This is a genomic window from Kitasatospora sp. NPDC058965 (genome assembly GCF_042741245.1).
Lineage (GTDB): Bacteria > Actinomycetota > Actinomycetes > Streptomycetales > Streptomycetaceae > Kitasatospora.
Window position 1 is genome coordinate 1 of record NZ_JBHYKG010000052.1, and the last position, 25,048, is coordinate 25,048.

Annotated in this window: 21 protein-coding genes; 10 read left to right on the plus strand and 11 right to left on the minus strand. The window is 73.7% G+C overall.

What is annotated here, in order from left to right:
- The first annotated feature begins 119 nt into the window (after positions 1-119).
- Both ACFW1A_RS11745 and ACFW1A_RS11750 read left to right on the plus strand, forming a co-directional pair.
- Positions 120-1,436 carry an MFS transporter gene (locus ACFW1A_RS11745; RefSeq protein ID WP_380407689.1) on the plus strand — a complete coding sequence of 439 codons (1,317 nt, stop codon included), beginning with the start codon at positions 120-122 and terminating at the stop codon, positions 1,434-1,436.
- A gap of 40 nt (positions 1,437-1,476) precedes the next feature.
- Positions 1,477-3,060 carry a hypothetical protein gene (locus ACFW1A_RS11750; RefSeq protein ID WP_380407691.1) on the plus strand — a complete coding sequence of 528 codons (1,584 nt, stop codon included), beginning with the start codon at positions 1,477-1,479 and terminating at the stop codon, positions 3,058-3,060.
- Between the two features lie 50 nt (positions 3,061-3,110).
- On the opposite strand, the gene ACFW1A_RS11755 is transcribed toward ACFW1A_RS11750, so the two are convergent.
- Both ACFW1A_RS11755 and ACFW1A_RS11760 read right to left on the minus strand, forming a co-directional pair.
- A complete protein-coding gene (locus ACFW1A_RS11755; RefSeq protein ID WP_380407693.1) occupies positions 3,111-3,830 on the minus strand; it encodes a restriction endonuclease in 720 nt (239 codons plus the stop codon).
- 154 nt (positions 3,831-3,984) lie between these two features.
- Complete coding sequence (locus tag ACFW1A_RS11760) at positions 3,985-5,478, minus strand: CCA tRNA nucleotidyltransferase (RefSeq protein ID WP_380407695.1); 1,494 nt, start codon at positions 5,476-5,478, stop codon at positions 3,985-3,987.
- Between the two features lie 223 nt (positions 5,479-5,701).
- Here ACFW1A_RS11760 and ACFW1A_RS11765 point away from each other — a divergent pair, with 223 nt between their 5' ends.
- The 7 genes from ACFW1A_RS11765 (at position 5,702) to trxA (ending at position 15,898) form a co-directional block, all read left to right on the plus strand.
- A complete protein-coding gene (locus ACFW1A_RS11765) occupies positions 5,702-8,089 on the plus strand; it encodes a DUF6049 family protein (protein WP_380407698.1) in 2,388 nt (795 codons plus the stop codon).
- An 87-nt stretch (positions 8,090-8,176) separates the two neighbouring features.
- The gene (gene murJ / locus ACFW1A_RS11770) at positions 8,177-10,504 is read left to right on the plus strand and encodes a murein biosynthesis integral membrane protein MurJ (protein ID WP_380407701.1); all 2,328 of its coding nucleotides are present in this window, start codon (positions 8,177-8,179) and stop codon (positions 10,502-10,504) included.
- Between the two features lie 137 nt (positions 10,505-10,641).
- Positions 10,642-12,579 (plus strand): serine/threonine protein kinase, encoded by a 1,938-nt coding sequence (locus ACFW1A_RS11775; protein ID WP_380407704.1) that lies wholly within the window; start codon positions 10,642-10,644, stop codon positions 12,577-12,579.
- Positions 12,580-12,627: 48 nt separating this feature from the next.
- Positions 12,628-13,353 carry an RNA polymerase sigma factor SigM gene (gene sigM, locus ACFW1A_RS11780; protein WP_380407706.1) on the plus strand — a complete coding sequence of 242 codons (726 nt, stop codon included), beginning with the start codon at positions 12,628-12,630 and terminating at the stop codon, positions 13,351-13,353.
- Positions 13,350-14,327, plus strand: coding sequence for an anti-sigma factor family protein (locus ACFW1A_RS11785; protein WP_380407708.1), 978 nt, complete (start codon positions 13,350-13,352; stop codon positions 14,325-14,327). The genes sigM and ACFW1A_RS11785 overlap by 4 nt, the downstream gene beginning before the upstream one ends.
- Before the next feature lie 142 nt (positions 14,328-14,469).
- Positions 14,470-15,444 carry a thioredoxin-disulfide reductase gene (gene trxB, locus ACFW1A_RS11790; protein WP_380407710.1) on the plus strand — a complete coding sequence of 325 codons (975 nt, stop codon included), beginning with the start codon at positions 14,470-14,472 and terminating at the stop codon, positions 15,442-15,444.
- Positions 15,445-15,559: 115 nt separating this feature from the next.
- Entirely contained in the window at positions 15,560-15,898 is a 339-nt protein-coding gene (gene trxA / locus ACFW1A_RS11795) for a thioredoxin (RefSeq protein ID WP_380407712.1), read from the plus strand.
- A gap of 71 nt (positions 15,899-15,969) precedes the next feature.
- Here trxA and ACFW1A_RS11800 read toward each other — a convergent pair whose 3' ends face one another.
- The 9 genes from ACFW1A_RS11800 to rpmH all read right to left on the minus strand — a co-directional run bounded on the left by ACFW1A_RS11800 (position 15,970) and on the right by rpmH (position 22,669).
- Positions 15,970-16,578 (minus strand): GNAT family N-acetyltransferase, encoded by a 609-nt coding sequence (locus ACFW1A_RS11800; protein WP_380407714.1) that lies wholly within the window; start codon positions 16,576-16,578, stop codon positions 15,970-15,972.
- A 217-nt stretch (positions 16,579-16,795) separates the two neighbouring features.
- The gene (locus ACFW1A_RS11805; RefSeq protein WP_380407716.1) at positions 16,796-17,857 is read right to left on the minus strand and encodes a ParB/RepB/Spo0J family partition protein; all 1,062 of its coding nucleotides are present in this window, start codon (positions 17,855-17,857) and stop codon (positions 16,796-16,798) included.
- The gene (locus ACFW1A_RS11810; RefSeq protein ID WP_380407718.1) at positions 17,854-18,861 is read right to left on the minus strand and encodes a ParA family protein; all 1,008 of its coding nucleotides are present in this window, start codon (positions 18,859-18,861) and stop codon (positions 17,854-17,856) included. Before ACFW1A_RS11810 ends, ACFW1A_RS11805 begins: the two co-directional genes overlap by 4 nt.
- Before the next feature lie 199 nt (positions 18,862-19,060).
- Positions 19,061-19,831, minus strand: a complete 771-nt coding sequence (gene rsmG / locus ACFW1A_RS11815; protein WP_380407720.1) for a 16S rRNA (guanine(527)-N(7))-methyltransferase RsmG — start codon at positions 19,829-19,831, stop codon at positions 19,061-19,063.
- A gap of 152 nt (positions 19,832-19,983) precedes the next feature.
- Entirely contained in the window at positions 19,984-20,511 is a 528-nt protein-coding gene (locus tag ACFW1A_RS11820) for a protein jag (RefSeq protein WP_380407722.1), read from the minus strand.
- A gap of 76 nt (positions 20,512-20,587) precedes the next feature.
- On the minus strand, positions 20,588-21,757 hold the full coding sequence (yidC, locus tag ACFW1A_RS11825; protein ID WP_380407724.1) for a membrane protein insertase YidC: 1,170 nt from the start codon (positions 21,755-21,757) through the stop codon (positions 20,588-20,590).
- Positions 21,758-21,760: 3 nt separating this feature from the next.
- Complete coding sequence (yidD, locus tag ACFW1A_RS11830; RefSeq protein ID WP_380407726.1) at positions 21,761-22,078, minus strand: membrane protein insertion efficiency factor YidD; 318 nt, start codon at positions 22,076-22,078, stop codon at positions 21,761-21,763.
- Complete coding sequence (gene rnpA, locus ACFW1A_RS11835; protein ID WP_380407728.1) at positions 22,075-22,512, minus strand: ribonuclease P protein component; 438 nt, start codon at positions 22,510-22,512, stop codon at positions 22,075-22,077. The genes yidD and rnpA overlap by 4 nt, the downstream gene beginning before the upstream one ends.
- A 19-nt stretch (positions 22,513-22,531) precedes the next feature.
- A complete protein-coding gene (gene rpmH / locus ACFW1A_RS11840; protein ID WP_035847219.1) occupies positions 22,532-22,669 on the minus strand; it encodes a 50S ribosomal protein L34 in 138 nt (45 codons plus the stop codon).
- A 393-nt stretch (positions 22,670-23,062) separates the two neighbouring features.
- Here rpmH and dnaA point away from each other — a divergent pair, with 393 nt between their 5' ends.
- A complete protein-coding gene (gene dnaA, locus ACFW1A_RS11845) occupies positions 23,063-24,922 on the plus strand; it encodes a chromosomal replication initiator protein DnaA (protein ID WP_380407731.1) in 1,860 nt (619 codons plus the stop codon).
- The last annotated feature ends 126 nt before the right edge of the window (positions 24,923-25,048 follow it).

Sequence of the window (25,048 nt, forward strand, 5' to 3'; positions counted from 1 at the left end):
ACGTTAACCCGCGGCGCGGTCGCGCGCTGACCCATTCCGCTCACCTTTTGACTGTTCGTCACCGCCGCGGGCCGATGTTTCACGTGAAAAATCGGCCCTCGGCATGACACCCTGGGCGGGTGGCGATCACCCGACGGCCGGCCGAGGCCCACTCCGACTCCGCGGCGGGTCGAGCCACGCTCGGCGCGCTGCTCCGCGCCCAGGACTTCCGGCGGCTGCTCAGCGCCCGGTTGCTCTCCCAACTCTCCGACGGGGTCTTCCAGGTCTCGCTCGCCTCGTACGTGATCTTCTCGCCCGAGCGGCAGTCCTCCCCCGCCGACATCGCCTCGATGCTGGCGGTGCTGCTGCTGCCGTTCTCGGTGATCGGCCCGTTCGCCGGCGTGCTGCTGGACCGCTGGCGCCGCCGCCAGGTGCTCTACCTGGGCAACCTGGCCCGCTTCGGGCTCGGCCTGGTGACCGCCGCGCTGCTGCTCGGCCGGGCTCCCGAGTGGCTCTTCTTCGCCTCGGCCCTGCTGGTCACCGCACTCAACCGGTTCATCCTGGCCGGCCTCTCGGCCGCGCTGCCCCGGGTGGTCTCGCCCGGCCAGCTGGTCACCGCCAACTCGCTCTCCCCCACCGCCGGTACCGTGGCGGCGGCCCTGGGCGGCGGGATCGGCTTCCTCTTCCACCAGGTGCTGCCGCCCGGCACCCGGGCGGACGCCGCCCTGGTCACCGTCGCCGCCGTGCTCTACCTGGCCGCCGCGCTGGCCGCGCACCGGATGGACCCCGAGCTGCTCGGGCCGGAGCACCACCCCGACCGCCCGGACCTGCGGGCCGCACTGGGCCAGGCCGGCCGGGCCCTGGTGGACGGACTGCGCCACCTGGTGCGGGAGAGCCGCCCGGCGGTGTACGCGCTGGGCGCCGTCACCGCGGCCCGGTTCTGCTACGGGGTGCTCATCGTCACCGTGCTGATGCTCTCCCGGTACACCTTCAACGCCTCCGGCGACACCCGGGGCGGGCTGGCCACGCTGGGCACCGCGCTGGCCTTCTCGGCGGTGGGGTTCTTCCTGGCGGCGGTGGTCAGCCCGTGGTTCTCCCGGCGGCTCGGGCTGCACGGCTGGATGGTGGCCTGCCTGGGATCGGCGGCGGTCTTCGTCCCCGCGCTCGGACTCTTCTTCGCCGTCTGGCCGACCATGGTCGCGGCGCTGCTGCTCGGCGTGGTCACCCAGGGCACCAAGATCTGCGCCGACACCATCGTGCAGAACTCGGTGGAGGACGACTACCGCGGCCGGGTCTTCGCGCTGTACGACGTGCTGTTCAACGTGGCCTTCGTGGCGGCGGCCGGGGTGACCTCGCTGGTGCTGCCGCTGGACGGGCGGTCGGCGGCGGTGGTGCTGGGCGTCGCGGTGCTGTACGCGGCGTCCGCCGCCCTCTACGCGAGGACCGCACGACGCTAAGGTACGAGGCGCGTCGTCCGTCGACCTGGGGAGAGTCCGCGTGACCAATCCGTACCAGCCGCCGCCAGACCCGGATCAGCCGGTGGCGGCCCACCCGCATCCGGTGCCGCCGCGGCCGGCCGCCCCGCCGCTGGCCACGCCGCCGCCGGTCTTCCCCGGCCCGTCCGCCGCCGAACCGGTCCAGGACGCGGTACCGGCGCCGCCCGCGCCGCCGGTGCAGGACGCGGTTCCGGTCCAGGAGACACCTCCAGTGCAGGACGCGGTGCCGGCGGCCGAGCAGGCGGCCGAGCAGGCGGCCGAGTCGACTCCCGCGCCCGCTGCTGCGCCCCCGGGCGACGCCGGTGCCGGAGCCACCACCGCGCTGCGGGCCGTGCCGGGCGCCGACGTGCCCGACCCCCGGACCGGCGAAACGGCCACCACTGCCCTGCGGGCGGTGCCGAGCGCCACGACGCCCGACAGCGCCGCCCCCGGTGCCGCGGCCACCACCGCGCTCAGTGCCGTGCCGAGCGCCGCCGTGCCCGTCCAGGCACCGCCGCCGGTCGCACAGCCGGTCGCGCCGCCGGTCGCAGCAGCGCCCGCGGCGCCGTACGCGCCGCCACCGACCGCAACGCCGTACCCGGCACCCGTCGCGCCCCCGCCCGCGGCACCCTACGCACCGCCGGCCGGGGTGGCCGGCCCGCCGCCGACCCAGCCCTACGGGTTCCCGGCCCAGCAACCCGTCCCCCCGCCTGCGCAGCCCTACGGGTTCCCGGCCCAGCAGCCCGGCCCGCCGCCGACCCAGCCCTACGGCTACCCGGCGCCACCGCCCCAGAACCCGTACCAGGCCCCGCCCCAGCCCGCGCCGGGCTGGGGGTACGGGATGCCCGCGCCCGGCTACGCCCCGCCCCAGCTGCTCGCCTGCCGGATCTGCGGCGGCGTCCCGGCGGCCGACGTCACGGTGCGCGGCCACCGCGGCCTGATCGTGCTGATGCGCTTCCTGCGCGCGCCCGGTCCGTACTGCGTGGTCTGCGGCACCGCCACCGTCCGCGACATGTCCCAGCAGACCCTGCTGCGCGGCTGGTGGAGCTACCTGTCCTCGCTCTTCACGCTGATCGCCCTGCTGCAGAACCGCTCGGCGCTCCAGCGGCTGCGCCGGCTGCCCCCGCCGCAGCCGGGCAGCCACGGCCCGCAGCTGGACCCCGGCCGCCCGCTCACCCGGCGCGGGGCGATCTGGATGCTGCTGCTCCCGGTCGCCTCGGTCGCGGTGGCGATCACCCTGCTCGTGGTGGCGCTCACCGCGGCCGACCCGGTGGACACCAGCCACGACCGCCCGGTGACCACCGCGCAGGCCGGCGACTGCCTGCACGACGCCAACGGCAAGGCCGGCGCCGACGACGCCTCGGCCTCGGTCGTCGTGGTGCCCTGCTCGGACAAGCGGGCCGACTACCAGGTGGTGCACCGGGTGGCCACCATGGACGACGGCTCCACCGCCTGCGCGCCGTACAGCAACGCCACCAAGTGGCTGAGCCACAAGGACGCCGGCTACAGCTTCGTGCTCTGCCTGGCCGCTCCCGGCACCATCCCGCCCGCGGGCAGCGGTGGCACCGGGAGCGACGGGGGCAGCGGCAGCGGCTCCGCCACCTGACGGACCGGCAGGGGGACGGGCCGTCAGCCGGAGCCGACGGCCCGTCCGCCTCAGACGAGGTGGTCGTCGAGCAGTTCCTCGTCCACCCCCTCGTCAACGGCCCGCAGCAGCTGCAGCCGGCGCCTGGCCACGCTGCGCTGGTCGTCGTCCAGCACGATCCGCTCCAGCCGGTCGACCCGGTCGGTGAGCACGTCCAGCTTGCGGTTGCTGTGCGCGACGTCCTCCGCGATGGCGTTCAACAGCGGCACCACGGCCGTGCCGATCACCTTGCTGACCACGGTCTCGGCGACCCGGGCCACCGCCGCGTCCACACTGCCGGCGGGGGCTCCGACGAGGTTGTCCACAGGGGGCACCCCGCGGTTGTCCACCGGCGCGTACCGGGCCCGCTCCTCGATGTCGAGCAGCTGGGACCGCACCTGACGTGCGATGTCGCTGTCCCGCAGCAGCATCGCCACGTTGAGCACGGTCCGCCGGGTGAACAGCGCGAGGGCGCGGGCCCGGCTGTGGATCCGACTGAGCTCCTTGAAGGAACCCAGTCGCTCACCGGTCAGCACGGTGTACCCGTTGGACCCGAGCTCGGCCCCGTGGTCGAGCACCACCGAGCGGATCGTCTTCACGCTCACCTCGAAGTACGCCGCGACCCCCTCGGTGGTCACGTGCACCCCGTCCGGCAGCAGGGTCAGCGCCCGGACCTTGTCCAGCGCCTCGACCCGGTCCCCGACCCGGGCCCGCATCGTCGGGGACTCCAGCAGCACTGCGTCGACGGCCATCGCCATCACTCCTTCCGGGTGGGGAGACCCTCTCCTCACCCGGACAGCGCAACGCGCTGCTGATCCGGCAGTCACATGAACTGGTCGGTATCCGCACCTTCGAGCGAAATCGCTCAAGGCCCTCCGGACAGTTGCAGATCTTGGCAAGCGACACTCAGCCGCCCTGCGCGGCCCACCACTCCTGCAGCGCGGCGACCGCCGCCTCGTGCTCCATCGGGCCGTGCTCCAGCCGCAGCTCCAGCATGTGCTGGTAGGCCTTGCCGACCAGCGGACCCGGCTTGAGGGCGAGCAGCTGCATGATCTGGTTGCCGTCGAGCGCGGGCCGGATCGCGTCCAGCTCCTCCTGCTCCTTCAGCAGGACGATCCGCTCCTCCAGGCCGTCGTAGGTGCGCGAGAGGGTGGCGGCCTTCTTCTTGTTGCGGGTGGTGCAGTCCGAGCGGGTCAGCTTGTGCAGCCGCTCCAGCAGCGGGCCGGCGTCGGTGACGTAGCGGCGCACCGCCGAGTCGGTCCACTCGCCGCCGCCGTACCCGTGGAACCGCAGGTGCAGCTCGACCAGGCGCGAGACGTCGTCCGTCAGCTCCTTGGAGTACTTCAGCTCCCGCATCCGCTTGCGGGTCATCTTCGCGCCGACCATCTCGTGGTGGTGGAAGGAGACCCGGCCGTCCGACTCGAACCGGCGGGTGCGCGGCTTGCCGATGTCGTGCAGCAGCGCGGCCAGCCGCAGGGTCAGGTCCGGCCCGTCCTGCTCCAAGTCGATCGCCTGCTCCAGCACGGTCAGCGAGTGCTCGTAGACGTCCTTGTGCCGGTGGTGCTCGTCCTCGGTCAGCCGCAGCGCCGGCAGCTCCGGCAGCACGTGGGCGGCCAGGCCGGTGTCCACCAGCAGGCGCAGGCCCTTCACCGGGTGCTGGGCCAGCAGCAGCTTGTTCAGCTCGGCCTGCACGCGCTCGGCGGAGACGATGCCGATCCGGTCGGCCATCGCGGTCATCGCCGCGATCACCTCCGGTGCCGGGTCGAAGTCCAGCTGGGCGGCGAACCGGGCCGCCCGCATCATCCGCAGCGGGTCGTCGGAGAAGGACTCCTCCGGCGTGGCCGGCGTGCGCAGCACCCGGGCCTCCAGGTCGTCCAGGCCGTGGTGCGGGTCCACGAAGCCGCGCCCGGGCAGGTCCACCGCCATCGCGTTGACGGTGAAGTCGCGGCGGACCAGGTCCTGCTCGATGGTGTCCCCGTAGGTCACCTCGGGCTTGCGGGAGCTGCGGTCGTAGGCCTCGCAGCGGTAGGTGGTGATCTCGATCAGGAAGCTGCCGTCGGCCGTGTCCTTGCGCGCGCCCACGGTGCCGAACGCGATGCCGACGTCCCAGACCGCGTCGGCCCAGCCCTTCACCAGCTTCAGCACCTGCTTGGGCCGGGCGTCGGTGGTGAAGTCCAGGTCGTTGCCGAGCCGGCCGAGCAGCGCGTCCCGCACCGAGCCGCCGACCAGGGCCAGCCGGAAGCCGGCCTCCTGGAACCGCCGGGCGATCTCGTCCGCGACCGGGGAGACCCGCAGCAACTCCTGCAGGCCCAGGGTCTGGGCCTCGCTCAGCCCTGGCAGGGCGGTACCGGCGGGGGCGGGCGGGGTGGCGGTGGCGCTGGACTCATTGGCGTTGGACACGGCACAAAGGGTACGTGGCCGGGCCTGCCGCCCGCCCCCTGCTTTACCGGCACACCCCTTTCCCCCCGGCCCGCAACACTGCGAGCCCGCCGGCGTCGTTACCATGCCGGTTGGGGAAACCGCGGGCACGGCACGACGCGTCATCAGGGACAGCGCGGGCCGACCGCACGAACCGACACATCCGACCAGCGGACCGCTGACCAGAACGGCGAGGACGAAGCGCGTGGGCGAGCCAGCACGGCACACCGAGGGTCCCCGCCGGGCGTACCCGGCCCCCCGCCGGGGGCGGTCCCTGGTGCGGCGCCTGCCCGGGCTGGCCGCGGGCGCGCTGGCCCTGGTCGGCGTGGTCACCGCCACCACCCCGCCGGCCCAGGCGGTGCCCGGCTTCGCCAACGTCTCGCCGGAGTACCCGGTGGCGGTCACCATCACCTCGGTGAACCAGTCGGCCCCCGGGTCGAACGGCACCGTGCAGGTCACCGGCACCGTGACCAACACCGGACAGGCCGCCTTGAAGAGCCCGACCGTCGGCCTCGCCTTCGGCCGCGGCAGCCAGCCGCTGCAGACCCGCAGCGGCATCGCCCAGCTGCTCTCCCGCACCGACCCGGTCGGCGCCGACGGCACCAAGCTGCAGGCCAACGCCACCAAGACGCTGAACGACCTGCCGGCCGGCGGCTCGGCGGCCTTCGATCCGATCACCGTCCCGCTGGCCGACCTCAAGCTGGACGGCAACGGGGTCTACGAGCTCGCCGTCGAGGTGCAGGCCGCGACCCAGGACGACGAGTCGGTCCACCCCGTCGGCATCGCCCGCACCCTGCTGCCGTACTTCCCGGACGGCAACGGGGTGCAGCCCACCAAGGTGGCCACCCTCTGGCCGCTGACCCACGCGCCGGAGCTGGTCGCGCAGAGCGGCAGCGGCACCGAGGGCGACGACGCCCCGGTGCTGCGCGACGACAGCCTGGCCGCCGACCTGGCCCCCACCGGGCGGCTCGGCCAGCTGCTCACCCTGGGCCAGGACATGCCCTCGGTGACCTGGGTGGTGGACCCGGACCTGCTGGACGCCGTGTTCGCGATGACCAAGGCGTACCGGGTGCAGGTCCCCGGCCACGGCGGCGACCCGGCCAAGGACTCCACCACGGTGGCCGGCACCGGCCAGGCGGTGGCCAACGACTGGCTCACCAAGCTGCGGGCGGCGGTCACCAAGAACAACGCCGAGGTGGTCAGCCTGCCCTACGCCGACCCCGACCTGGCCTCGATCGCGCACAACGGCAGCGGCACCGCCGGCCTGGACACCGCGCGGCAGGCCGGCCGGCTGACCGTCGAGGGCCGGCTGTCGATCGACCCGAAGGACGGGGTGGCCTGGCCCTACCAGGGCTACCTGGACCAGGCGACCGCCCAGACCGCCCAGCAGCTGGGTGCGGGCGAGCTGCTGGTGAACAGCGCCAGCGTGCCCGACCAGCTGCCGTACACCGCCAGCGCGGCCCGTCAGCTGAGCACCGGGCAGACCGCGGTGGTCGCCGACAGCACCATCGCCGGCCTGCTGCAGTCCGACCTGACCACCAGCGACGCCCAGACCCAGGCCACCCAGCGCCTGCTGGCCGAGACGCTGGCGATCACGCTGCAGCAGCCCGGCCAGCAGCGCACCCTGCTGGTGATGCCGCCGCGCACGCTGACCGCCGCCACCGCCAAGGTGCTGAAGGGCGCGCTGGCCACCGCGCAGGGCGGCCACTGGATCGAGCCGCACACGCTGGACGAGGTGGCCGGCGCCCCGGCCGACAAGGGGGTCGGCACCACGATCGCCAACCCCGGGGCCTACCCGGCCGACCTGCGCGGCTCCGAGCTGCCCGCCACCGCCTTCCAGTCGGTGGCCGCCATGCAGCGCGACGTGGACCTGATGCTGCGGATCCTGACCGTGCCGGCCCGGGTGAGCAGCCCGTTCGGCGCGGCGCTGGCCCGCTCCGTCTCGACCGCCTGGCGCGGCAACCCGGCGGGCGCCGCCACCTACCGGGACAACACCGGCAAGTACCTGGCCCAGCTCAAGGGCGCGGTGCTGATCCCGCCGAAGAGCAACAGCCTGACCCTGGCCGGCGACTCCGGGCTGATCCAGGTGAGCGTCCGCAACGACCTGCACCAGCCGGTGGTCAACCTGGAGCTGCGGCTCACCTCCAGCCAGCCCAACCGGCTCCGGGTGACCAGCAGGCACTCGATCGAACTGCCGGGCGGCCAGAGCACCTCGCCCCGCTTCCAGGCCCAGGCGGTCGGCAACGGCAGCGTGCAGATGACCGCCCAGCTGTGGACGGTCGGCCCGGACGCCCAGCCGTACGGCGACCCGGTGGGCTTCACCGTGGAGGTCAGCCAGGTGCCCAGCGGCGTCTGGTGGGTGGTCGGCGCCGGTGCGCTGCTGGTGCTGGTGGCCGGCGGGCGGTTCATGCTGGCCCGGCGCAAGCACCGCGGCGAGCCGGTCGAGGACCCGGACGCCCCGCTGGTCGACCCGCAGGACCCCGACGCCCCCGACGCCGCTGCGGCCGACCGGGACGCGGAGCCGGAGCAGGGCTCCCCCGCCGCGCCCGACGGCCCCGAGCAGGGTGAGCTGCACGAGGCGGCGCATCCCTAGGGCACGCGTCCAAAGCCCGGTTTCTGACCTGCCGTGATGAGACAGTAGGCCTCGACGAGGACCGAATCCGGACAGCGATGAGGTGGCATGAGCGAGCGCGGCGCCAACGAACCTGCGACCGAGGAGCCGGACTGGTACCTCAGCGACACGTACGCGCGCGATCCCTTCGCCGCCGACCCGTACGCGCCGCAGCAGGGTCCGGGTCCGTACGCCGCCGAGCAGTCCCCGGCGCCCGCTCCGGTCGTCCGGCCGCCCGAGGCACCTGAGGGACCCGAGGCACCCGCCGCGGCGGCCGGGCCCGACGCGCCCGACGCGCCGACCGACCTGCCCGCGCAGCAGTCGGAGGGCGCGGAGCCGCTGGAGGAGCCGGTGGTGCCGGCCTCCCGCTGGACCCGGACGGCCACAGCCGCGGTCGAGCCGTCCGCCGAACCCTCGCCGGCGCCGGACGTCGCCCCGGAACGGTCGTCGGCGCCGGACGTCGCGGCCGAGGAGCTCGGCGGGACCACCGAGTACGTCGGCGTGGACGCGCTGCTCGGCCCCGCGGCGGGCGTGGTGGCCACCGAGTCCGGCCGTCCGTTCGTCCCGGTGATCGAGTTCGACCCGCCGCTGCGGCCCGAGGAGACCGGTGAGAGGCCTCCCGGGGCCGCCCGCGGGCCCGCCGGACCCGCGGCGCCCGAGCGGGCGCGGGAGGCCGCGGAACCGGCCACCGAGCCGCCCGGGGAGCCCACCGGGGGCGAGCTGCCGGACGACCCGCAGCCGCCCGCGCCCGGCGGCCGGCTGCCCGGCCTGCTGGGGTCCAGCGCGGTGATGGCCGCGGGCACCCTGGTCTCCCGGGCCACCGGCTTCCTGCGCACCATGGTGATCGCCGCCGCGATCGGGGTCGGCACCATGGGCGACTCCTACTCGGCGGCCAACACGCTGCCCACCCTGCTCTACATCCTGATCGGCGGCGGCGCGCTGAACGCGGTCTTCGTGCCGCAGCTGGTGCGCAGCATGAAGCAGGACGAGGACGGCGGCACCGCGTACGCCAACCGCCTGCTCACCCTGGTGATGGCCGGCCTGGCCGGGGTCGCCTTCGTCGCGGTGCTGGCCGCCCCGCTGCTGGTCCAGCTGATCTCGCACTCGCTGATGAGCGACCCCGCCAGCGCCGACACCACGGTGGCCCTGGCCCGGTACTGCCTGCCGACCATCTTCTTCATGGGCGTGCACGTGGTGATGGGTCAGATCCTCAACGCCCGCGGCCGGTTCGGCGCGATGATGTGGACGCCGGTCCTCAACAACGTCGTGGTGATCTTCACCTTCGGGATGTACCTCTGGGTCTTCGGCACCTTCCAGCACAGCCGGGTGACCCCCGAGACCATCTCCCCCGAGGGCCTGCGGCTGCTCGGCGTGGGCACCCTGCTCGGCCTGGCGGTGCAGGCGCTGTCGATGGTCCCGTACCTGAGGGCGGCCGGCTTCCGGTTCCGGCCGCGCTTCGACTGGCGCGGGCACGGCCTGGGCAAGGCCGCCCGGCTGGCCAAGTGGACCTTCCTCTTCGTGCTGGCCAACCAGGCGGGCTACCTGGTGGTCACCCAGCTGGCCACCGCGGCCGGCCGGGACGCGGCCGACGACGGGCACCTGGGAGTGGGCCTGGCGGCGTACTCCAACGCGCTGCTGATCTGGCAGCTGCCGATGGCGGTGGTCACCGTCTCGGTGATGAGCGCGGTGCTCCCGCGGCTCTCCCGGGCGGCGGCCGACGGCGACGCCGGCGCGGTGCGGGACGACCTCTCCTACGGGCTGCGCACCTCGGCGGTGGCGATCGTGCCGGCCGCCTTCCTCTTCCTCGCGCTCGGCCCGCAGATCGGCAGCGCCATCTACGGGCTGGGCAACGGCGGCAGCGTGGCGCACAGCACCACCCAGGTCGGCTTCATGCTCTCCGCCTTCGCGCTGGGCCTGATCCCCTACTCGGTGCAGTACGTGCTGCTGCGCGGCTTCTACGCCTACGAGGACACCCGCACGCCGTTCTCCAACACCGTCTGGGTGGCCGTCACCCAGGCCGGCACCGCGCTGCTCTGCTACCTGCTGCTGCCGGCCCAGTGGGCGGTCACCGGGATGGCGCTGGGCTACGGGGCCGCCTACGCCGTCGGGGTGGCGGTGGCGGTGCCCAAGCTGAAGCGGCGGATCGGCGGCCTGGACTCGGGGCGGATCGCCCGCACCTACACCCGGTTGACGATCGCCTGCCTGCCGGCCGCGCTGGCCGGCCTGCTGGTCGAGCTGGCGCTGACCGCGCTGCTCGGCGGCTGGCTGGGCAGCGTGCTGACCGTCCTGGTGGCGGGTGCGGTGCAGCTGACCCTGTTCGTGGTGCTGGCCAGGCGGATGCGGATCGAGGAGCTGAACGGGATGATCGGTATGGTCCGCAGCCGCTGGGGACACTGACCGATCATCAGTTTGTCCACCGACTGAGCAGTTCGGGCCTGGCTGGAACCGGATGGCCCGCACAGCGGTCGTACTCGGGGCGGAAGAGTGGGCACAATTGTCCCGGACGACTGGGTCACAAGGGGAGGCAGACGACGGTGGCTGACCGCACCAGGGACCGCGCCGAGGCAGTCGTGGAGCTGTCGCCGGCCGAGGCGACGGGCGAGATCACCGCACCGCTCTCCGCCGCCGAGATCGCCGCCGAACTGGCCGGACCACCGGCCGGCACGACGGACGATCCGGACGAGCAGCAGTCCGGGACCGCGACCGAGGGGGCCGCGCCGGCCGACGACGCGCCGGACGAGCAGCCCGGCCCGAGCGCGGCCGCGGCGCCGGACGACGGCCCGGACGGCTCCGCACCGGACGAGGACGAGGACGAGGACGAGGACGGCGACGGGTCCGCGGCGGACACCACCCGGCCCACCCCGGCCGCGGCCGAACCGACCGGACCGCCCGAGCAGCTGCCGGTCCCCGAACGGCGCAGCGGCGACCGGATCGCCGGCCGCTACCGGCTGGAGGAGTGCATCTCCCGCACCGCCGTCTTCAGCAGCTGGCGGGCCGTGGACGAGAAGCTGCGCCGCGCCGTCGGAGTGCACCTGTTGGCCGCCGGCAGCAGCCGCGCCGAGGGCGTGCTGACGGCGGCCCGGTCGGCCGCGCTGCTCGGCGACCCGCGCTTCGTCCAGGTGCTGGACGCGGTCCAGGAGGGCGAGCTGGTCTACGTCATCCGGGAGTGGCTGCCGGACGCCACCGACCTGGCCACGCTGCTCGCGGACGGCCCGCTGGAGCCCTACGAGGCCTACCAGATGGTCCGTCAGGTGACCGACGCGATCGCCGCCGCGCACCGCGGCGGCCGCGCCCACCTGAGGCTCACCCCGCGCTGCGTGCTGCGCACCGACACCGGCCAGTACCGGATCAACGGGGTCGCGGTGGACGCCGCGCTGCGCGGCCTGGCCGACCCCGCGGCCGCCACCGGGCCGGCCGCCGAGCTGACCGACACCCGGGCCGTCGGCACCCTGCTGTACGCCGCGCTGACCCACCGCTGGCCGCACCCCGAGGACCGCTACGACCTGAAGGGGACGCCGGCCGACCTCGGCCTGGTGCCGCCGGAGCAGGTCCGCGGCGGGGTGCACCGCGGCCTGTCCGACCTGGCCGCCCGGACCCTGTGCGAGCCGCCGCCGCGCAAGCTGGACCCGATCACCAGCCCGGCCGCGCTGGCTGCGGAGATCGCCCTGCTGCCGCGGATCCGGCAGCCCGAGGCCGAGGCGGGCGGCGGCACCGACCGCTACCCCGCCCCGGGCCAGACCGTGGGCCGCGAGCGCGTGGTGCGGCCCGCGCCGCCCGCCCGGCCCGGACCGCAGCACCACGCGCCCACCCGGCCGTCGGTCCCGCTGCCGCCGCACCCGCCCCGCCGGCGCGGCCGCCGCCACCTCGCGAAGCGGGTGGTCCAGTGGACCGTCTCGCTCGCCCTGCTGGGCGCCATCGGCTACGGCTCCTGGGAGCTGGCCGGCCGGCTCGGCACCAGCGGGGAGCCCACCGCCCTGGGCGCCTCCGGCGCCGGACTGCCGCCGTCCAGCACCGCCCCGGTCCGGCCCACCCCGCTGGTGATCGCCGACGTCACCTCGTTCAACCCGTTCGGCGACCACCCGATGCACACCGAACTGCTGGCGAACACCCACGACAACGACCCCAACACCTCCTGGCAGACCGACGGCTACTTCGACGACCTGCCCACCATCGGGCACGGCACCGGGCTGCTGGTGGACCTGGGTTCGGCCCGGCCGGTCAGCTCGGTCACCGTCCAGTTCGCCGGCACCACCAGCGCCGAGCTCCGGGTGCCGAACGCGGCCGGGGGCGGCACGCCGACCAAGCTCGACGACTTCGGCCAGCCGGTGGCGCGCGGCACCGGCACCGAGGTGCAGTTCCAGCCCGGCTCCGCGGTCACCTCGCGCTACCTCTTGATCTGGCTGACCAGCCTCCCCAAGGATGGGAGCGGCAGATACCGCGGCCAGGTGGCCGAGATCAAGGTGACCGGCTGACCCGTCGGACCACCGTGACAGGTCCGACGGCCCGGAAGGTGTGGGCGGATGGCAGAACCGGCAGGACCGGGGGCACAGGCGCCCACCCCGGCCGAGGCACCGAGCGACGCCGAGCTGCTGGCTCGGCACGTCGACGGCGATCCCGCGGCGTTCGGCCTGCTGGTGCAGCGGCACCGGGACCGGCTCTGGGCGATCGCGCTGCGCACCCTGGGCGACCGCGAGGAGGCCGCCGACGCCCTGCAGGACGCGCTGGTCTCGGCGCTCCGGTCGGCGGGCTCCTTCCAGGGCCGCTCGGCGGTCACCACCTGGCTGCACCGGATCGTGGTCAACGCCTGCCTGGACCGGGCCCGGCGGGCCGCGGTGCGCCGGGCCGGCTCGCTGGACGAGCAGCCGCAGGCGCTGGACACCCTGGTGCCCGCCGAGGAGCCGGCCGAGGAGCTGGTGCTCCGTCAGGAGCTCCGCCGCGAGCTCGGGGCCGCGCTGGCCGAGCTGCCGGCCGACCAGCGCGCCGCCCTGGTGCTGGTGGACATGCAGGGCTACTCGGTGGCCGAGGCGGCCGAGGTGCTGGGCGTGCCGGTGGGCACCGTGAAGAGCCGCTGCGCCCGCGGCCGGGCCCGACTGCTGCCGCTGGTGCGCCACCTGCGCGGCCCCGCCGAGGACGGTGTTTCACGTGAAACACCGCCACCCCGGAACCGGTCGGCGGCCGGATCCGTCCCATCTGCGCCCGTCCCCGCGCCGGAGCTGAGCAAGGAAGGAGACGCGACGAACCGATGACGAACCACACCACGCCCGGAGCGGCCGAGTCGGCCGCCGCGTCGCATCCCTCCGTCGAGCGCCTGGCGGACCTGGCCGAGCAGCTGTCGGCGCCCGCCGAACAGGCCGAGCTCCGGGCCCACCTGGCCGGCTGCCCGGAGTGCGCCGACACGCTGGCCGCGCTGGCCGAGGTGAGCGCGCTGCTCGCCGGGGTCCCGGTCGAACCCATGCCGGCGGACGTGGCGCTGCGGATCGACGCGGCGCTCGCCCGGGCCGCGGCCGAGCCCACTGCGGCCGAGCACCCCGCCGCCGCGCCCGCTGCCACCGACCCCAGCGCGGCCGAGCACCCCGCCACTGAGCACCCCGCCACCGAGCCCACCGCCACCGAGCCCGCTGCCCCGCCTGCGGCCGGCCCCGCCAACGTCGCCGCCGGGTCGGGCCGCCCCGGGTCCACCGCACCGCCGGCCCGCGCCGACCGCAGCACCGGCCCCGCCGCCCGCACCCGCGCCCGCCGCCGCGGGCTGCTGGTGGTGGTCGCCACCGCGGTGGCCGGCCTCGGCCTCGGCTCGGCCGCACTGTTCGGGCTCCTCGACGGCCAGCAGCAGGCGGGCGGCCGCTCCGGCGCCGCCCGGCCGGCCGACGCCCAGCAGCTGGTGGCCGGCCCGCACTTCACCGCGGACGGCCTGCCGGACCAGATCCACCAGCTGCTCGGCAGCCCGCCCGCCACCGGCGTGCGGCCGCACGCCACCACCGAGCAGGGCGAGGCCTCCCCCGCCGTCCCGCTGCCCCCGCCGTGCGTGCGCGCGGCGGTGGACGGGAACCGCGACCAGGCCCCGCTCACCGTGGCGCACGGCAGCTACGCGGGCGCCCCGGCCGACGCCTACGTCTACCGGGTCGCCACCGACCCGGGCCGGCTGGACGTCTACCTGCTCGCCCCGGGCTGCACCCAGGCCCCCGCCACCGTCCTGCTGCACCAGCAGATCGCGGCCGGCTGACGCGCCCGGCGGCCCGAGGGGTGGGCGGCCGGTGCCCTTTGCCGGGGGAATGCGGGAGACTGGGGAACCGTTGACCAGGCTGGCGACAAGCCGCCAGCCTCCACCCGCAGGGCGCGGGCCGCGATGCCAATCAGGAGATGCAGTGAGCGACGTCCGTAACGTGATCATCATCGGCTCCGGCCCGGCCGGCTACACGGCCGCCCTCTACACGGCCCGCGCCTCCCTCAAGCCGCTCGTCTTCGAGGGCGCGGTGACCGCCGGCGGCGCGCTGATGAACACCACCGAGGTCGAGAACTTCCCCGGCTTCCGGGACGGCATCATGGGCCCCGAGCTGATGGACAACATGCGGGCGCAGGCCGAGCGCTTCGGCGCCGAGCTGGTCCCGGACGACGTGGTCGCGGTCGACCTGACCGGCGAGATCAAGACCGTCACCGACTCCGAGGGCACCGTGCACCGGGCCCACGCGGTGATCGTCACCACCGGCTCGCAGCACCGCAAGCTCGGTCTGCCCCGGGAGGACGAGCTGTCCGGCCGCGGCGTCTCCTGGTGCGCCACCTGCGACGGCTTCTTCTTCCGCGACCAGGACATCGCGGTGGTCGGCGGCGGCGACACCGCGCTGGAGGAGGCGACCTTCCTCTCCCGCTTCGCCAAGTCCGTCACCGTGGTGCACCGCCGCGGCGAGCTGCGCGCCTCCAAGGCGATGCAGGAGCGCGCCTTCGCCGACCCGAAGATCACCTTCGCCTGGGACAGCGCGGTCGAGGCGATCCACGGCGACCCGAAGCTGAGCGGTGTCACCCTGCGCGACACCACCACCGGGGAGCTGCGCGAGCTGCCGGTCACCGGCCTCTTCATCGCCATCGGCCACGACCCGCGCACCGAGCTCTTCAAGGGTCAGCTCGACCTGGACGCCGAGGGCTACCTCAAGGTGGAGTCCCCCTCCACCCGCACCGGCATCCCCGGCGTCTTCGCCGCCGGCGACGTGGTCGACCACACCTACCGCCAGGCGATCACCGCCGCCGGCACCGGCTGCTCCGCCGCGCTGGACGCCGAGCGCTACCTGGCCCACCTGGCCCACGCGGCCGAGCAGGAGAAGGCCGCGGCCTCCGTCGCCGTCTGACCCTCCGCCAGCGGGGAGCACGGACCGGGCCGCCCGCCGCGGCCGGAAAGAAAGTCCGGCTCCCCGTTGTTGTGATCAACCGAGCAGTACCACCACCTCGACCTTAGGAGCTCCCGTGGCCGGCGCCACCAAGACCGTGACCGACGCGACCTTCGACAGCGAGGTCCTGAAGAGCGACAAGCCCGTGCTGGTGGACTTCTGGGCCACCTGGTGCGGCCCGTGCAAGCAGGTGGCCCCGGTGCTGGAGGCCATCGCCGAGGAGTACGCGGACCAGCTGACCGTGGCCAAGGTCGACGTCGACCAGAACGCCGCCGTCGCCGCCCAGTACGGCGTCATCTCCATCCCGACCCTCAACGTGTACGTCAACGGCGAGGTCGTGAAGAGCATCGTCGGCGCCAAGCCGAAGGCCGCGCTGCTGCGCGACCTGGCGGAGTTCCTCACCCCGGCCGGCTGAGCCGACCGCGCGTGACGGAGGGGCGGGCCCGGCCGGGCCCGCCCCTCCGTGCGTCCTGGTGACGGCGGACCCTAGAAGGGCCGCAGCACCGGCTCCTGCCGCCCGCCGCCCAGCAGCCGCTCCAGCGCCCCCTCCCGCCAGCTGGCGGTGGACCGGGCCTCCAACCGGAGCCGCGGGTAACGGTGGTGCGGCCGCACCGTCTTGAAGCCCACCGCCAGCAGGTGGTCGGCCGGCAACAGGCAGCTCGGCCGCTCCGGTCCGGCCGCCCCGACGGCCTCGATCGCCCGGACGCCGCGCCGCAGCAGGTCCTTGGCCACCGCCTGCACCAACACCCGGCCCAGCCCCTGTCCCTGGAACTCCGGCAGCACCCGACTGGTCATCAGCTGCACCGCGTCCGGCGACACCGGACTGGTCGGGAAGGACGGCGAGCGGGGCACGTAGGCGGGCGGCGCGTAGAGCACGAAGCCGGCCGGCTCCTGGTCCACGTAGGCGATCCGCCCGCACGACCCCCACTCCAGCAGCACCGCCGAGATCCACCCCTCCTTCTCCTGCTCCGCCTTGCCCCCGTCCTGCGCCTCCCGCCCGCGCACCGGGTCCAGCTCCCAGAAGACGCAGGAGCGGCAGGGCTGGGGCAGGTCCGCCAGGTTGTCCAGCGTCAGCGGGACGATCCTGCGACCCATCCAGCACACCTCCTCGTTCGGTTCCTCCCCGCGGGGGTCGCTCCCAACCGGCCGCGTCCCCCCAGGACATTCCCGCAGTCTCCGGCCGGCGGTGTCCCCGTTCCGGTCCCCGCCGACCGCACCACGTGCACTCCCCGTACAACGAGAGTGGGTGCATGTTTCACGTGAAACATGCACCCACCAGCTTCTGTTCGAGCGGCTCAGCCGTCCGCCCCGGTCAGCCCTGGGAGAGCCGCAGCCCGTCCTCCCCCGGCGCCAGGCTGTCCAGGATCCGGTTCAGGTCCTCCACCGAGGCGAACTCCAGGACCACCTTGCCCTTGCCCAACTTCCCGTTGCGCTGGGAGACCTCGACCTTGACCCGGGTGTCGAACCGGTCCGAGAGCCGCCCGGCCAGGTCGTTGAAGGCCGGCGAGAGCAGCTTGCCCGCCTTGGGGCCGACCGGCTTGCGGGCCTTCTCCTCCTGGCCCATCAGCGCCACGATCTCCTCGGTGGACCGCACCGAGAGGCCCTCCGCAACGATCCGCTTGGCCAGCGCCTCCTGCCGCTCGGCGTCCGCCACCCCGAGCAGCGCCCGGGCGTGGCCGGCCGAGAGCACCCCGGCCGCCACTCGCGGCTGCACCGCGGGCGACAGCTTCAGCAGGCGCAGCGTGTTCGAGACGTGCGAGCGGGAGCGGCCGATCCGGTCGGCCAACTCGTCGTGCGTGCAGCCGAAGTCGCGCAGCAGCTGGTCGTAGGCGGCGGCCTCCTCCAGCGGGTTGAGCTCGGCCCGGTGCAGGTTCTCCAGCAGGGCGTCCAGCAGGAGCTTGTCGTCCTCGGTGGCCCGCACGATCGCCGGGATCCGCTCCAGGCCGGCCGCCCGGGAGGCACGCCAGCGGCGCTCACCCATGATCAGCTCGTACTGGTCGGGTCCGGCCTGACGGACCACCACCGGCTGGAGCAGGCCCACCTCCTTGATCGAGGTGACCAGCTCCTCCAGCTTGGCCTCGTCGAACACCTCCCGCGGCTGGCGCGGGTTGGGGGTGATCGCGTCCAGCGGCAGCTCGGCGAAGCGGGCGCCGTCCACCGGGGCCAGCACCTGCTCGGCCACCGCCGCCTTCTCGGCGACCGTGCCGCGCCCGGGCGGCGGCAGCAGCGGCACCGCGCTGGGCGACACCGCCGCGGCACCGGTGGCCGGTGCCGGCCGGGTCGGCGCGGCGATCGCGGGCCCGACGGCCGCCGGCGAGGCGGCCGGCGGGATCAGCGCGCCCAGCCCCTTACCCAGTCCCCTGCGCCCACTCACCGATTGCCCTCCATCGTGCTCTGTTCTGCGACCGGCGACGCCTGCGCGCCGATCGTGTGCCGGTGCTGGCCGACGGCGCCGAGCGCCTCGGCAGCGGCCTGCTCGGTGGCGGCCGTTCCGCCCTGGCCCACCCCGCGCAGCGCGAGCTCGCGGGCCGCCTCCAGGTAGGAGAGCGCCCCGGTGGAGCCCGGGTCGTAGGTGAGCACGGTCTGTCCGTAGCTGGGCGCCTCGGAGACGCGCACCGAGCGCGGGATCGCGGTGCTCAGCACCTCGGTGGTGAAGTGGTTGCGGACCTCCTCCGCCACCTGCGAGGCCAACCGGGTCCGGGCGTCGTACATGGTGAGCAGGATGGTGGAGACGTGCAGCACCGGGTTGAGGTGGGCCCGCACCAGCTCGACGTTGCGCAGCAGCTGCCCCAGGCCCTCCAGCGCGTAGTACTCGCACTGGATCGGGATCAGCACCTCCTGGCCGGCCACCAGGGCGTTGACCGTCAGCAGCCCCAGCGAGGGCGGGCAGTCGATCAGGATGTAGTCCAGCGGCTGCTCGTAGGCCTGGATCGCCCGCTGCAGCCGGCTCTCCCGGGCCACCATGGAGACCAGCTCGATCTCGGCGCCCGCCAGGTCGATGGTGGCCGGGACGCAGAACAGCCCCTCCACCTCGACCACCGGCTGCACCACGTCGGCGAGCGGCTTGCCCTCCACCAGGACGTCGTAGATCGAGGGCACCTCGGCGTGGTGGTCGATGCCCAGCGCGGTGGACGCGTTGCCCTGCGGATCGAGGTCGATCACCAGGACCCGCAGCCCGTGCATGGCCAGCGAGGCGGCCATGTTCACGGTGGTCGTGGTCTTGCCGACCCCGCCCTTCTGGTTGGCCACCACGATCACCCGGGTCGCCGGCGGCCGGGGCAGGCCCTCGCCCGCCCGGCCCAGCGCCTGCACCGCAGCCTGGGCGGCACGCGCTATGGGGGTGTCATCGATCTGCTCGATGGTCTCCGACTCCTGCATGGGGGTCAGTGTTTCACGTGAAACCGGAGCGGCAACAGTCACCGCCTGGCTGCGGGCCAGGATGCCCGAGAGGAGGGAACGACGTTTCACGTGAAACACCATGCCCGCTATGTCGGAAATCTGACGGTGCGACACTCCGGGCGGTACAGAAGAGCCCCTGGTCGCACCAGGGCGACCAGGGGCTTTGCAGCTCGCGGGGTCAGCGTCGGCGCCGCCCGCCGGTGCGCGGTTCGGCCGGCCGGCCGCCGGAACGCCCGGCCCGGGCCGCCTTCGCGCGCCGAGTCGCCGCCTTCACGCCACCGGGACTCTCCCCGGCCTTCACCTGGACCACCCGGGTCGCGGCGCCCAGTGCGCCCTCCCCCACCGGGATCACCGCCCACTCCACGGCGCCCAGCCGGGTCAGCGCGGCCCGCGAGTCGGCCAGCTCCTGCTCGGCGGTGTCGCCCTTGAGCGCGAGCATCTGGCCGTAGGGCCGCAGCAGCGGCATCCCCCAGCCGGCCAGCCGGTCCAGCGGCGCCACCGCCCGGGCCGTGACGATCTCCACCGAGATCTTGCCGACCATCTCCTCGGCCCGGCCGCGCAGCACGGTGACGTTGTCCAGCCCGAGCTCGCGGACCACCTCCTCCAGGAAGGTGGTGCGCCGCAGCAGCGGCTCCAGCAGGGTCACCGAGACGTCCGGCCGGGCCAGCGCCACCGGGATGCCCGGCAGCCCGGCCCCCGACCCCACGTCGCAGAGGGTGGCGTCGGCCGGCAGCAGTTCGGAGAGCACCGCGCAGTTGAGCACGTGCCGGTCCCACAGCCGCGGCACCTCCCGCGGGCCGATCAGGCCGCGCTGCACGCCCGCGGTCGCCAGCAGTTCCGCGTAGCGCTGGGCCGACGGGAACCGCTCCCCGAAGATCTCCTGCGCCGCCGCGGGGGCCTCGGCCAACCCCTCCGCGCCGCCGGCCTCCGCCGCACTCTCCGTCGCCATCTCAGCCTCTCCGCTCACCGAATCCACCGACCCCCGCCCACCAGCACCGTTTCACGTGAAACATCCCCCCGCCATTCTCCGGGACCACCGGCCCCACGTACGAAGACCCCGCCCGCACCGACGTGCGAGCGGGGTCACCGTTCAGCAGGGGTTCAGCCGGCCAGCACGACGACGCAGCGCTGCGGCTCCTCGCCCTCCGACTCGCTGCGCAGCCCGGCGGCGGCCACCGCGTCGTGGACCACCTTGCGCTCGAACGGGGTCATCGGCCGCAGCTTGACCGACTCGCCGGTCCGCTTGGCCTCCGCCGCCGCGTTGGCACCGAGCTCGGCGAGCTCGGACCGCTTGCGCGCCCGGAAGCCCGCGATGTCCAGCATCAGCCGACTGCGCTCGCCGGTCTCCCGGTGCACGGCCAGCCGGGTCAGCTCCTGGAGCGCCTCCAGCACCTCACCGTCCTGACCCACCAGCCGCTGCAGGGTCCGGTCGTTGCCGTCACCCACGATGGAGACCAGGGCCCGGTCGCCCTCGACGTCCATGTCGATGTCGCCGTCCAGGTCGGCGATGTCCAGCAGGCCTTCCAGGTAGTCGGCCGCGATCTCCCCCTCCTGCTCCAGGCGAGCGACCAGGGTGTCCGCGGACTCGTCGGCCTGGGCGGCCGCGGCGGCGGTGGTGCCTTCCGTCACGGGAGGACTCCTTCGGAACTGGGGCCCACGAGTACGGGCCGAAATCGACGATCGTGAAGGATGCGGTGCGGGCGGACTAGGACTTCTTCTTCGGCCGCTGACCGCCCTGCGGCCCGCGCTTGGCGCCGCCGCCCTGCTTGGCCGCCGGACGCTTGGCCGCACCGCCGCCGGTGCCCTTGGCCGCGCCCTGACCGCTCGGCACCGCGTCCTGCACCGGCTCCGACACCTCGTCGGCCGACTGGACGGCGGCGTCCTCGTCCTTGTCGCCCGGCTTGGTGGCACCGGGGTGCTGCTGGCGCTGCGCCTTGGTCTGCTTGCGCGGCTGCTGGCGGCGCACCTGCACCGACTCCGCCACCGCACCGGCCGCCTGCTGCTGGGCCGCGGCCGACTTGCCACCGAGGAAGCCGAACATGCCGGTCTTGATCACGGTGCCGTCCGGGTTGAGCCGACCGGCCTCCTTCAGCCGGGCCTGCCGCTCGTCCCACGCCTTGCTGCCCGGCGTCGGGTTGTTGCGGATCACGACCAGCTGCTGGCCCATCGACCAGACGTTGGTGGTCAGCCAGTAGACGAGGACACCGACCGGGAAGTTGACGCCCATGAAGGCGAACATCACCGGGAAGACGTACATCAGCATCTTCTGCTGCTGCATGAACGGCGTCTGGACCGACAGGTCCACGTTCTTGGTCATCAGCTGGCGCTGGGTGATGAACTGCGACAGCGACATCATCACGATCATCACCGCGGTGACGATCTGCACGTTCAGGTCGTGGCTGCCCCAGAACTTCGCGGACAGCGGGGCACCGAAGATGTGCGCGTTGCCGGCGCTGACCAGCAGGTCGCCCTTGATGACACCGATCGGGTGGCCCTTGGCGACGTTGGAGAGCACGCCGTACAGCGCCGTGAAGAACGGCATCTGCACCAGGATCGGGAGACAGCTCGAGAAGGGGTTGGTGCCCGCCTCCTTGTAGAGCTTCATCATCTCTTCGGACTGGCGCTGCTTGTCGTTCTTGTAGCGCTCCTGGATGGCCTTCATCTTCGGCTGGATCGCCTGCATGGCCCGGGTCGACTTGATCTGCTTCACGAAGAGCGGGATCAGGCAGATCCGGATCACGACGACCATCGAGGCGATGGCGAGGCCCCAGGCCCAGCCGCTGTCCGCGGGGAAGACGTTGCTGTACAGCGAGTGGAACTGGACGATGATCCAGGACACCGCGGTGTACAGGGGGTTCAGGAAGGACCAGGTCACCGGTCAGACTCCTTGAGCATTGGGCTTGGTCGTCGGCTCCGGGAGCACGGCGCTACCGGTCCTGGACTGCACCAGGGCACGCAGCCGCTGATGCCAAACGGGACGCTTGCGCGGTGGTACGTGGTCCACTCCACCCGGGGACCATGGGTTGCAGCGAAGGATCCGCCAGGCGGTCAGCACACTGCCCTTCACCGCACCGTGCGTGCGCACGGCCTCGTACCCGTAGTGCGAACACGAGGGGTAGTAGCGGCAGACCGGACCGAGCAGTGGACTGATGGTCCACTGGTAGAGCCTGATCAATCCCATGAACAGGTACTTCATCGCCCTGATCCCGTTGGCCCTGATCCGGCCTCGGCGGCCGGGTCCGTCCGGAGCAACCGCTTGAGCGCGGCATCCAGGTCGTGTGCAAGATCCGAGTACGAGGCGTTCGCTGCGTCGGGCAGCGCTCGTACCACTATCAGGCTACCTGCGGGCAACCGCGTCAGACGTTCGCGTACCAAGTGACGTAGACGACGCTTGACCAGGTTGCGGACCACCGCGGGGCCGACCGCCTTGCTCACGACGAAACCCGCACGCGCCGAGGGGAGTCCCTCGGCGACGTGCGGGTGAGAGTCGCTGTACCCGCCGACCGGCTCCGCCCGCTCGTCCTCTCGTCTGAGATGGACGACCAGCAGGGGCCGACCGGCGCGACGGCCGCGTTTCACCGCGGTCGCGAAGTCCTGGCGCCGCCGCAGCCGATTCTCGGAGGGCAGCACTGCAGACCCTGGACGCGGATCAGGCGGAGATGCTGGCGCGGCCCTTGCCACGGCGGGCCGCGAGGATGGCGCGGCCGGCACGGGTACGCATCCGCAGCCGGAAGCCGTGGGTCTTGGCGCGACGACGGTTGTTCGGCTGGAAGGTGCGCTTGCTCACTCGGGGGCTCCTGGGGTGAATCGTAGGGTGACGAGTCGCAGCTTGGCCGTCACCGTGCGTCCGCGTGATCTCCCCTTCACAGCTGGGAAATCCGGCCTGTCCTCCCAGGTCTGCTGGGGTCCAGGCAATCCACGGCGCCCGTGCTGCGCGCCTTCTGTGAAGCGGGAGGACCCGCGGACATGCGGCAGCGGCCATCGACAACTCGACCTCGTTACGGTACGCGGCGGGGCGCCCGAGGGTCAAACCGGCTGGCCCCGCCGACCCTCCGACCAGCGCCGCCCACAGCCTGTGGACAACAACTTGAATCAGCTCTGCCCGCTGACTACCGTTGCAGGACTTGTCTGGTTTTGTTCATCCCCTCCTGTTTCCGGGGGAACGAGAAAGCGTGCACCAGTGGCTGATGTCAACAGCGACCTCGTCCCCGCCTGGGCGAAGGTCGTCGAGCGGCTGGTCAACGACACCTCGGTGGGTGACAAGGACAAGGTCTGGGTGCAGCGCACCCAGCCCATGTGGATGATGCACGACACCGCGCTGCTCGCCGCCCCGAACGAGTGGGCGAAGCAGGTGCTGGAGGGCCGGCTGCTGCCGCAGCTGACCGACGGGCTCAGCCAGCAGTTCGGCCGCCCGGTCCGGATCGCCGTCATGGTGGACGCCAACGCCGCCCCGCCGGGCCCGGCTCCGGCCGCCCCGCAGCCGGTGGCCCCCGTGCAGCCCGAGCCGGTGCAGCCGCCCCGGCCGCCGGCCGAGCCGCAGCCGATGCCGGCCACCGAGTACCGCGAGCCGGACTACGGCTACCCGCAGCACCGCCCGGCCGAGTACCCCGAGCCGCAGGCCTACCAGCCGCCGCAGCCGCCGCAGCCCTACGGCGGCGACTACCCGGCCTACCCGGACCAGCGCGACTACGCGCAGCCGTACCAGTACCGCGACTGGCAGCCCGAGCCCGGCCCGGGCGCCGAGCACCGGGCCGGCCCGGTCCGGCCCGGCGGTGAGCCGGCCCAGGGCGACCTGTTCGGCGGCGCCTTCGACGCGGCGGTGGAGGAACCCCGCCCGCGCCGCCAGCTGCCGCCCACCCGGCGCGACCTGCCGCCCGCGATGCCCGCGGCCGAGGCCGGACCGGGCGTGCCCGCGCTTCCCGAGCGGGTCGGCGACCGCACCCCGGTCCCGGGCGTGCCGGCGCCGCCCGGCGGCCCCGCCCCCGACCTCGGGCGCAAGGACGAGCCGGCCGCCCGGCTCAACCCCAAGTACCTCTTCGACACCTTCGTGATCGGCGCCAGCAACCGGTTCGCGCACGCGGCCGCGGTCGCGGTGGCCGAGGCCCCGGCCAAGGCGTACAACCCGCTCTTCATCTACGGCGAGTCCGGGCTGGGCAAGACCCACCTGCTGCACGCCATCGGGCACTACTCGCGCAGCCTCTTCCCCGGGACCCGGGTGCGCTACGTGAGCTCGGAGGAGTTCACCAACGAGTTCATCAACTCGATCCGGGACGGCAAGGCGGACGCGTTCCGCAAGCGGTACCGGGACATGGACATCCTGCTGGTCGACGACATCCAGTTCCTGGCGAGCAAGGAGTCGACGCAGGAGGAGTTCTTCCACACCTTCAACACGCTGCACAACGCCAACAAGCAGATCGTGCTCTCCTCGGACCGGCCGCCCAAGCTGCTGACCACCCTGGAGGACCGGCTGCGCAACCGCTTCGAGTGGGGCCTGATCACCGACGTCACCCCGCCGGAGCTGGAGACCCGGATCGCGATCCTGCGCAAGAAGGCGATCCAGGAACGGCTCAACGCCCCGGCCGACGTGCTGGAGTTCATCGCCTCCCGGATCACCCGCAACATCCGCGAGCTGGAGGGCGCGCTGATCCGGGTGACCGCCTTCGCCAACCTCAACCGGTCGCCGGTCGACCTGGAGCTGGCCGGCATCGTCCTCAAGGACCTGATCCCGGGCGGCGACGAGGACGCGGGTCCGGAGATCACCGCCCAGGTGATCATGCAGCAGACGGCGGCGTACTTCGGGCTGACCGTGGAGGACCTGTGCGGGTCCTCGCGCAGTCGGGTGCTGGCGACGGCCCGTCAGATCGCGATGTACCTGTGCCGCGAGCTGACCGACCTCTCGCTGCCGAAGATCGGCGCCCAGTTCGGCGGCCGGGACCACACCACGGTGATGCACGCGGACCGCAAGATCCGCTCGCTGATGGCCGAGCGCCGGTCGCTCTACAACCAGGTCACCGAGCTCACCAACCGGATCAAGAGCTAACCCGCGCCAGCCTGTTGAGGGCCCGTCGGCACCCGTTCGGGAGGCCGGCGGGCCCTTCGGCGTACCCGGCCGCGGCGGGCGGCGGGCAACCGGCCGACGGCCCTTCGGAGGACTCCGCAGCACGGG

What these genes read in the sequence shown, in the direction of transcription:
- murJ (WP_380407701.1), top strand. Translation starts at nt 8,177, where the DNA reads ATGAGCGAGCGCGGCGCCAACGAACCTGCGACCGAGGAGCCGGACTGG.
- sigM (WP_380407706.1), top strand. Translation starts at nt 12,628, where the DNA reads ATGGCAGAACCGGCAGGACCGGGGGCACAGGCGCCCACCCCGGCCGAG.
- ACFW1A_RS11755 (WP_380407693.1), bottom strand. Translation starts at nt 3,830, where the DNA reads ATGGCCGTCGACGCAGTGCTGCTGGAGTCCCCGACGATGCGGGCCCGG.
- ACFW1A_RS11800 (WP_380407714.1), bottom strand. Translation starts at nt 16,578, where the DNA reads ATGGGTCGCAGGATCGTCCCGCTGACGCTGGACAACCTGGCGGACCTG.
- ACFW1A_RS11785 (WP_380407708.1), top strand. Translation starts at nt 13,350, where the DNA reads ATGACGAACCACACCACGCCCGGAGCGGCCGAGTCGGCCGCCGCGTCG.
- yidD (WP_380407726.1), bottom strand. Translation starts at nt 22,078, where the DNA reads ATGAAGTACCTGTTCATGGGATTGATCAGGCTCTACCAGTGGACCATC.
- rsmG (WP_380407720.1), bottom strand. Translation starts at nt 19,831, where the DNA reads ATGGCGACGGAGAGTGCGGCGGAGGCCGGCGGCGCGGAGGGGTTGGCC.
- ACFW1A_RS11810 (WP_380407718.1), bottom strand. Translation starts at nt 18,861, where the DNA reads ATGCAGGAGTCGGAGACCATCGAGCAGATCGATGACACCCCCATAGCG.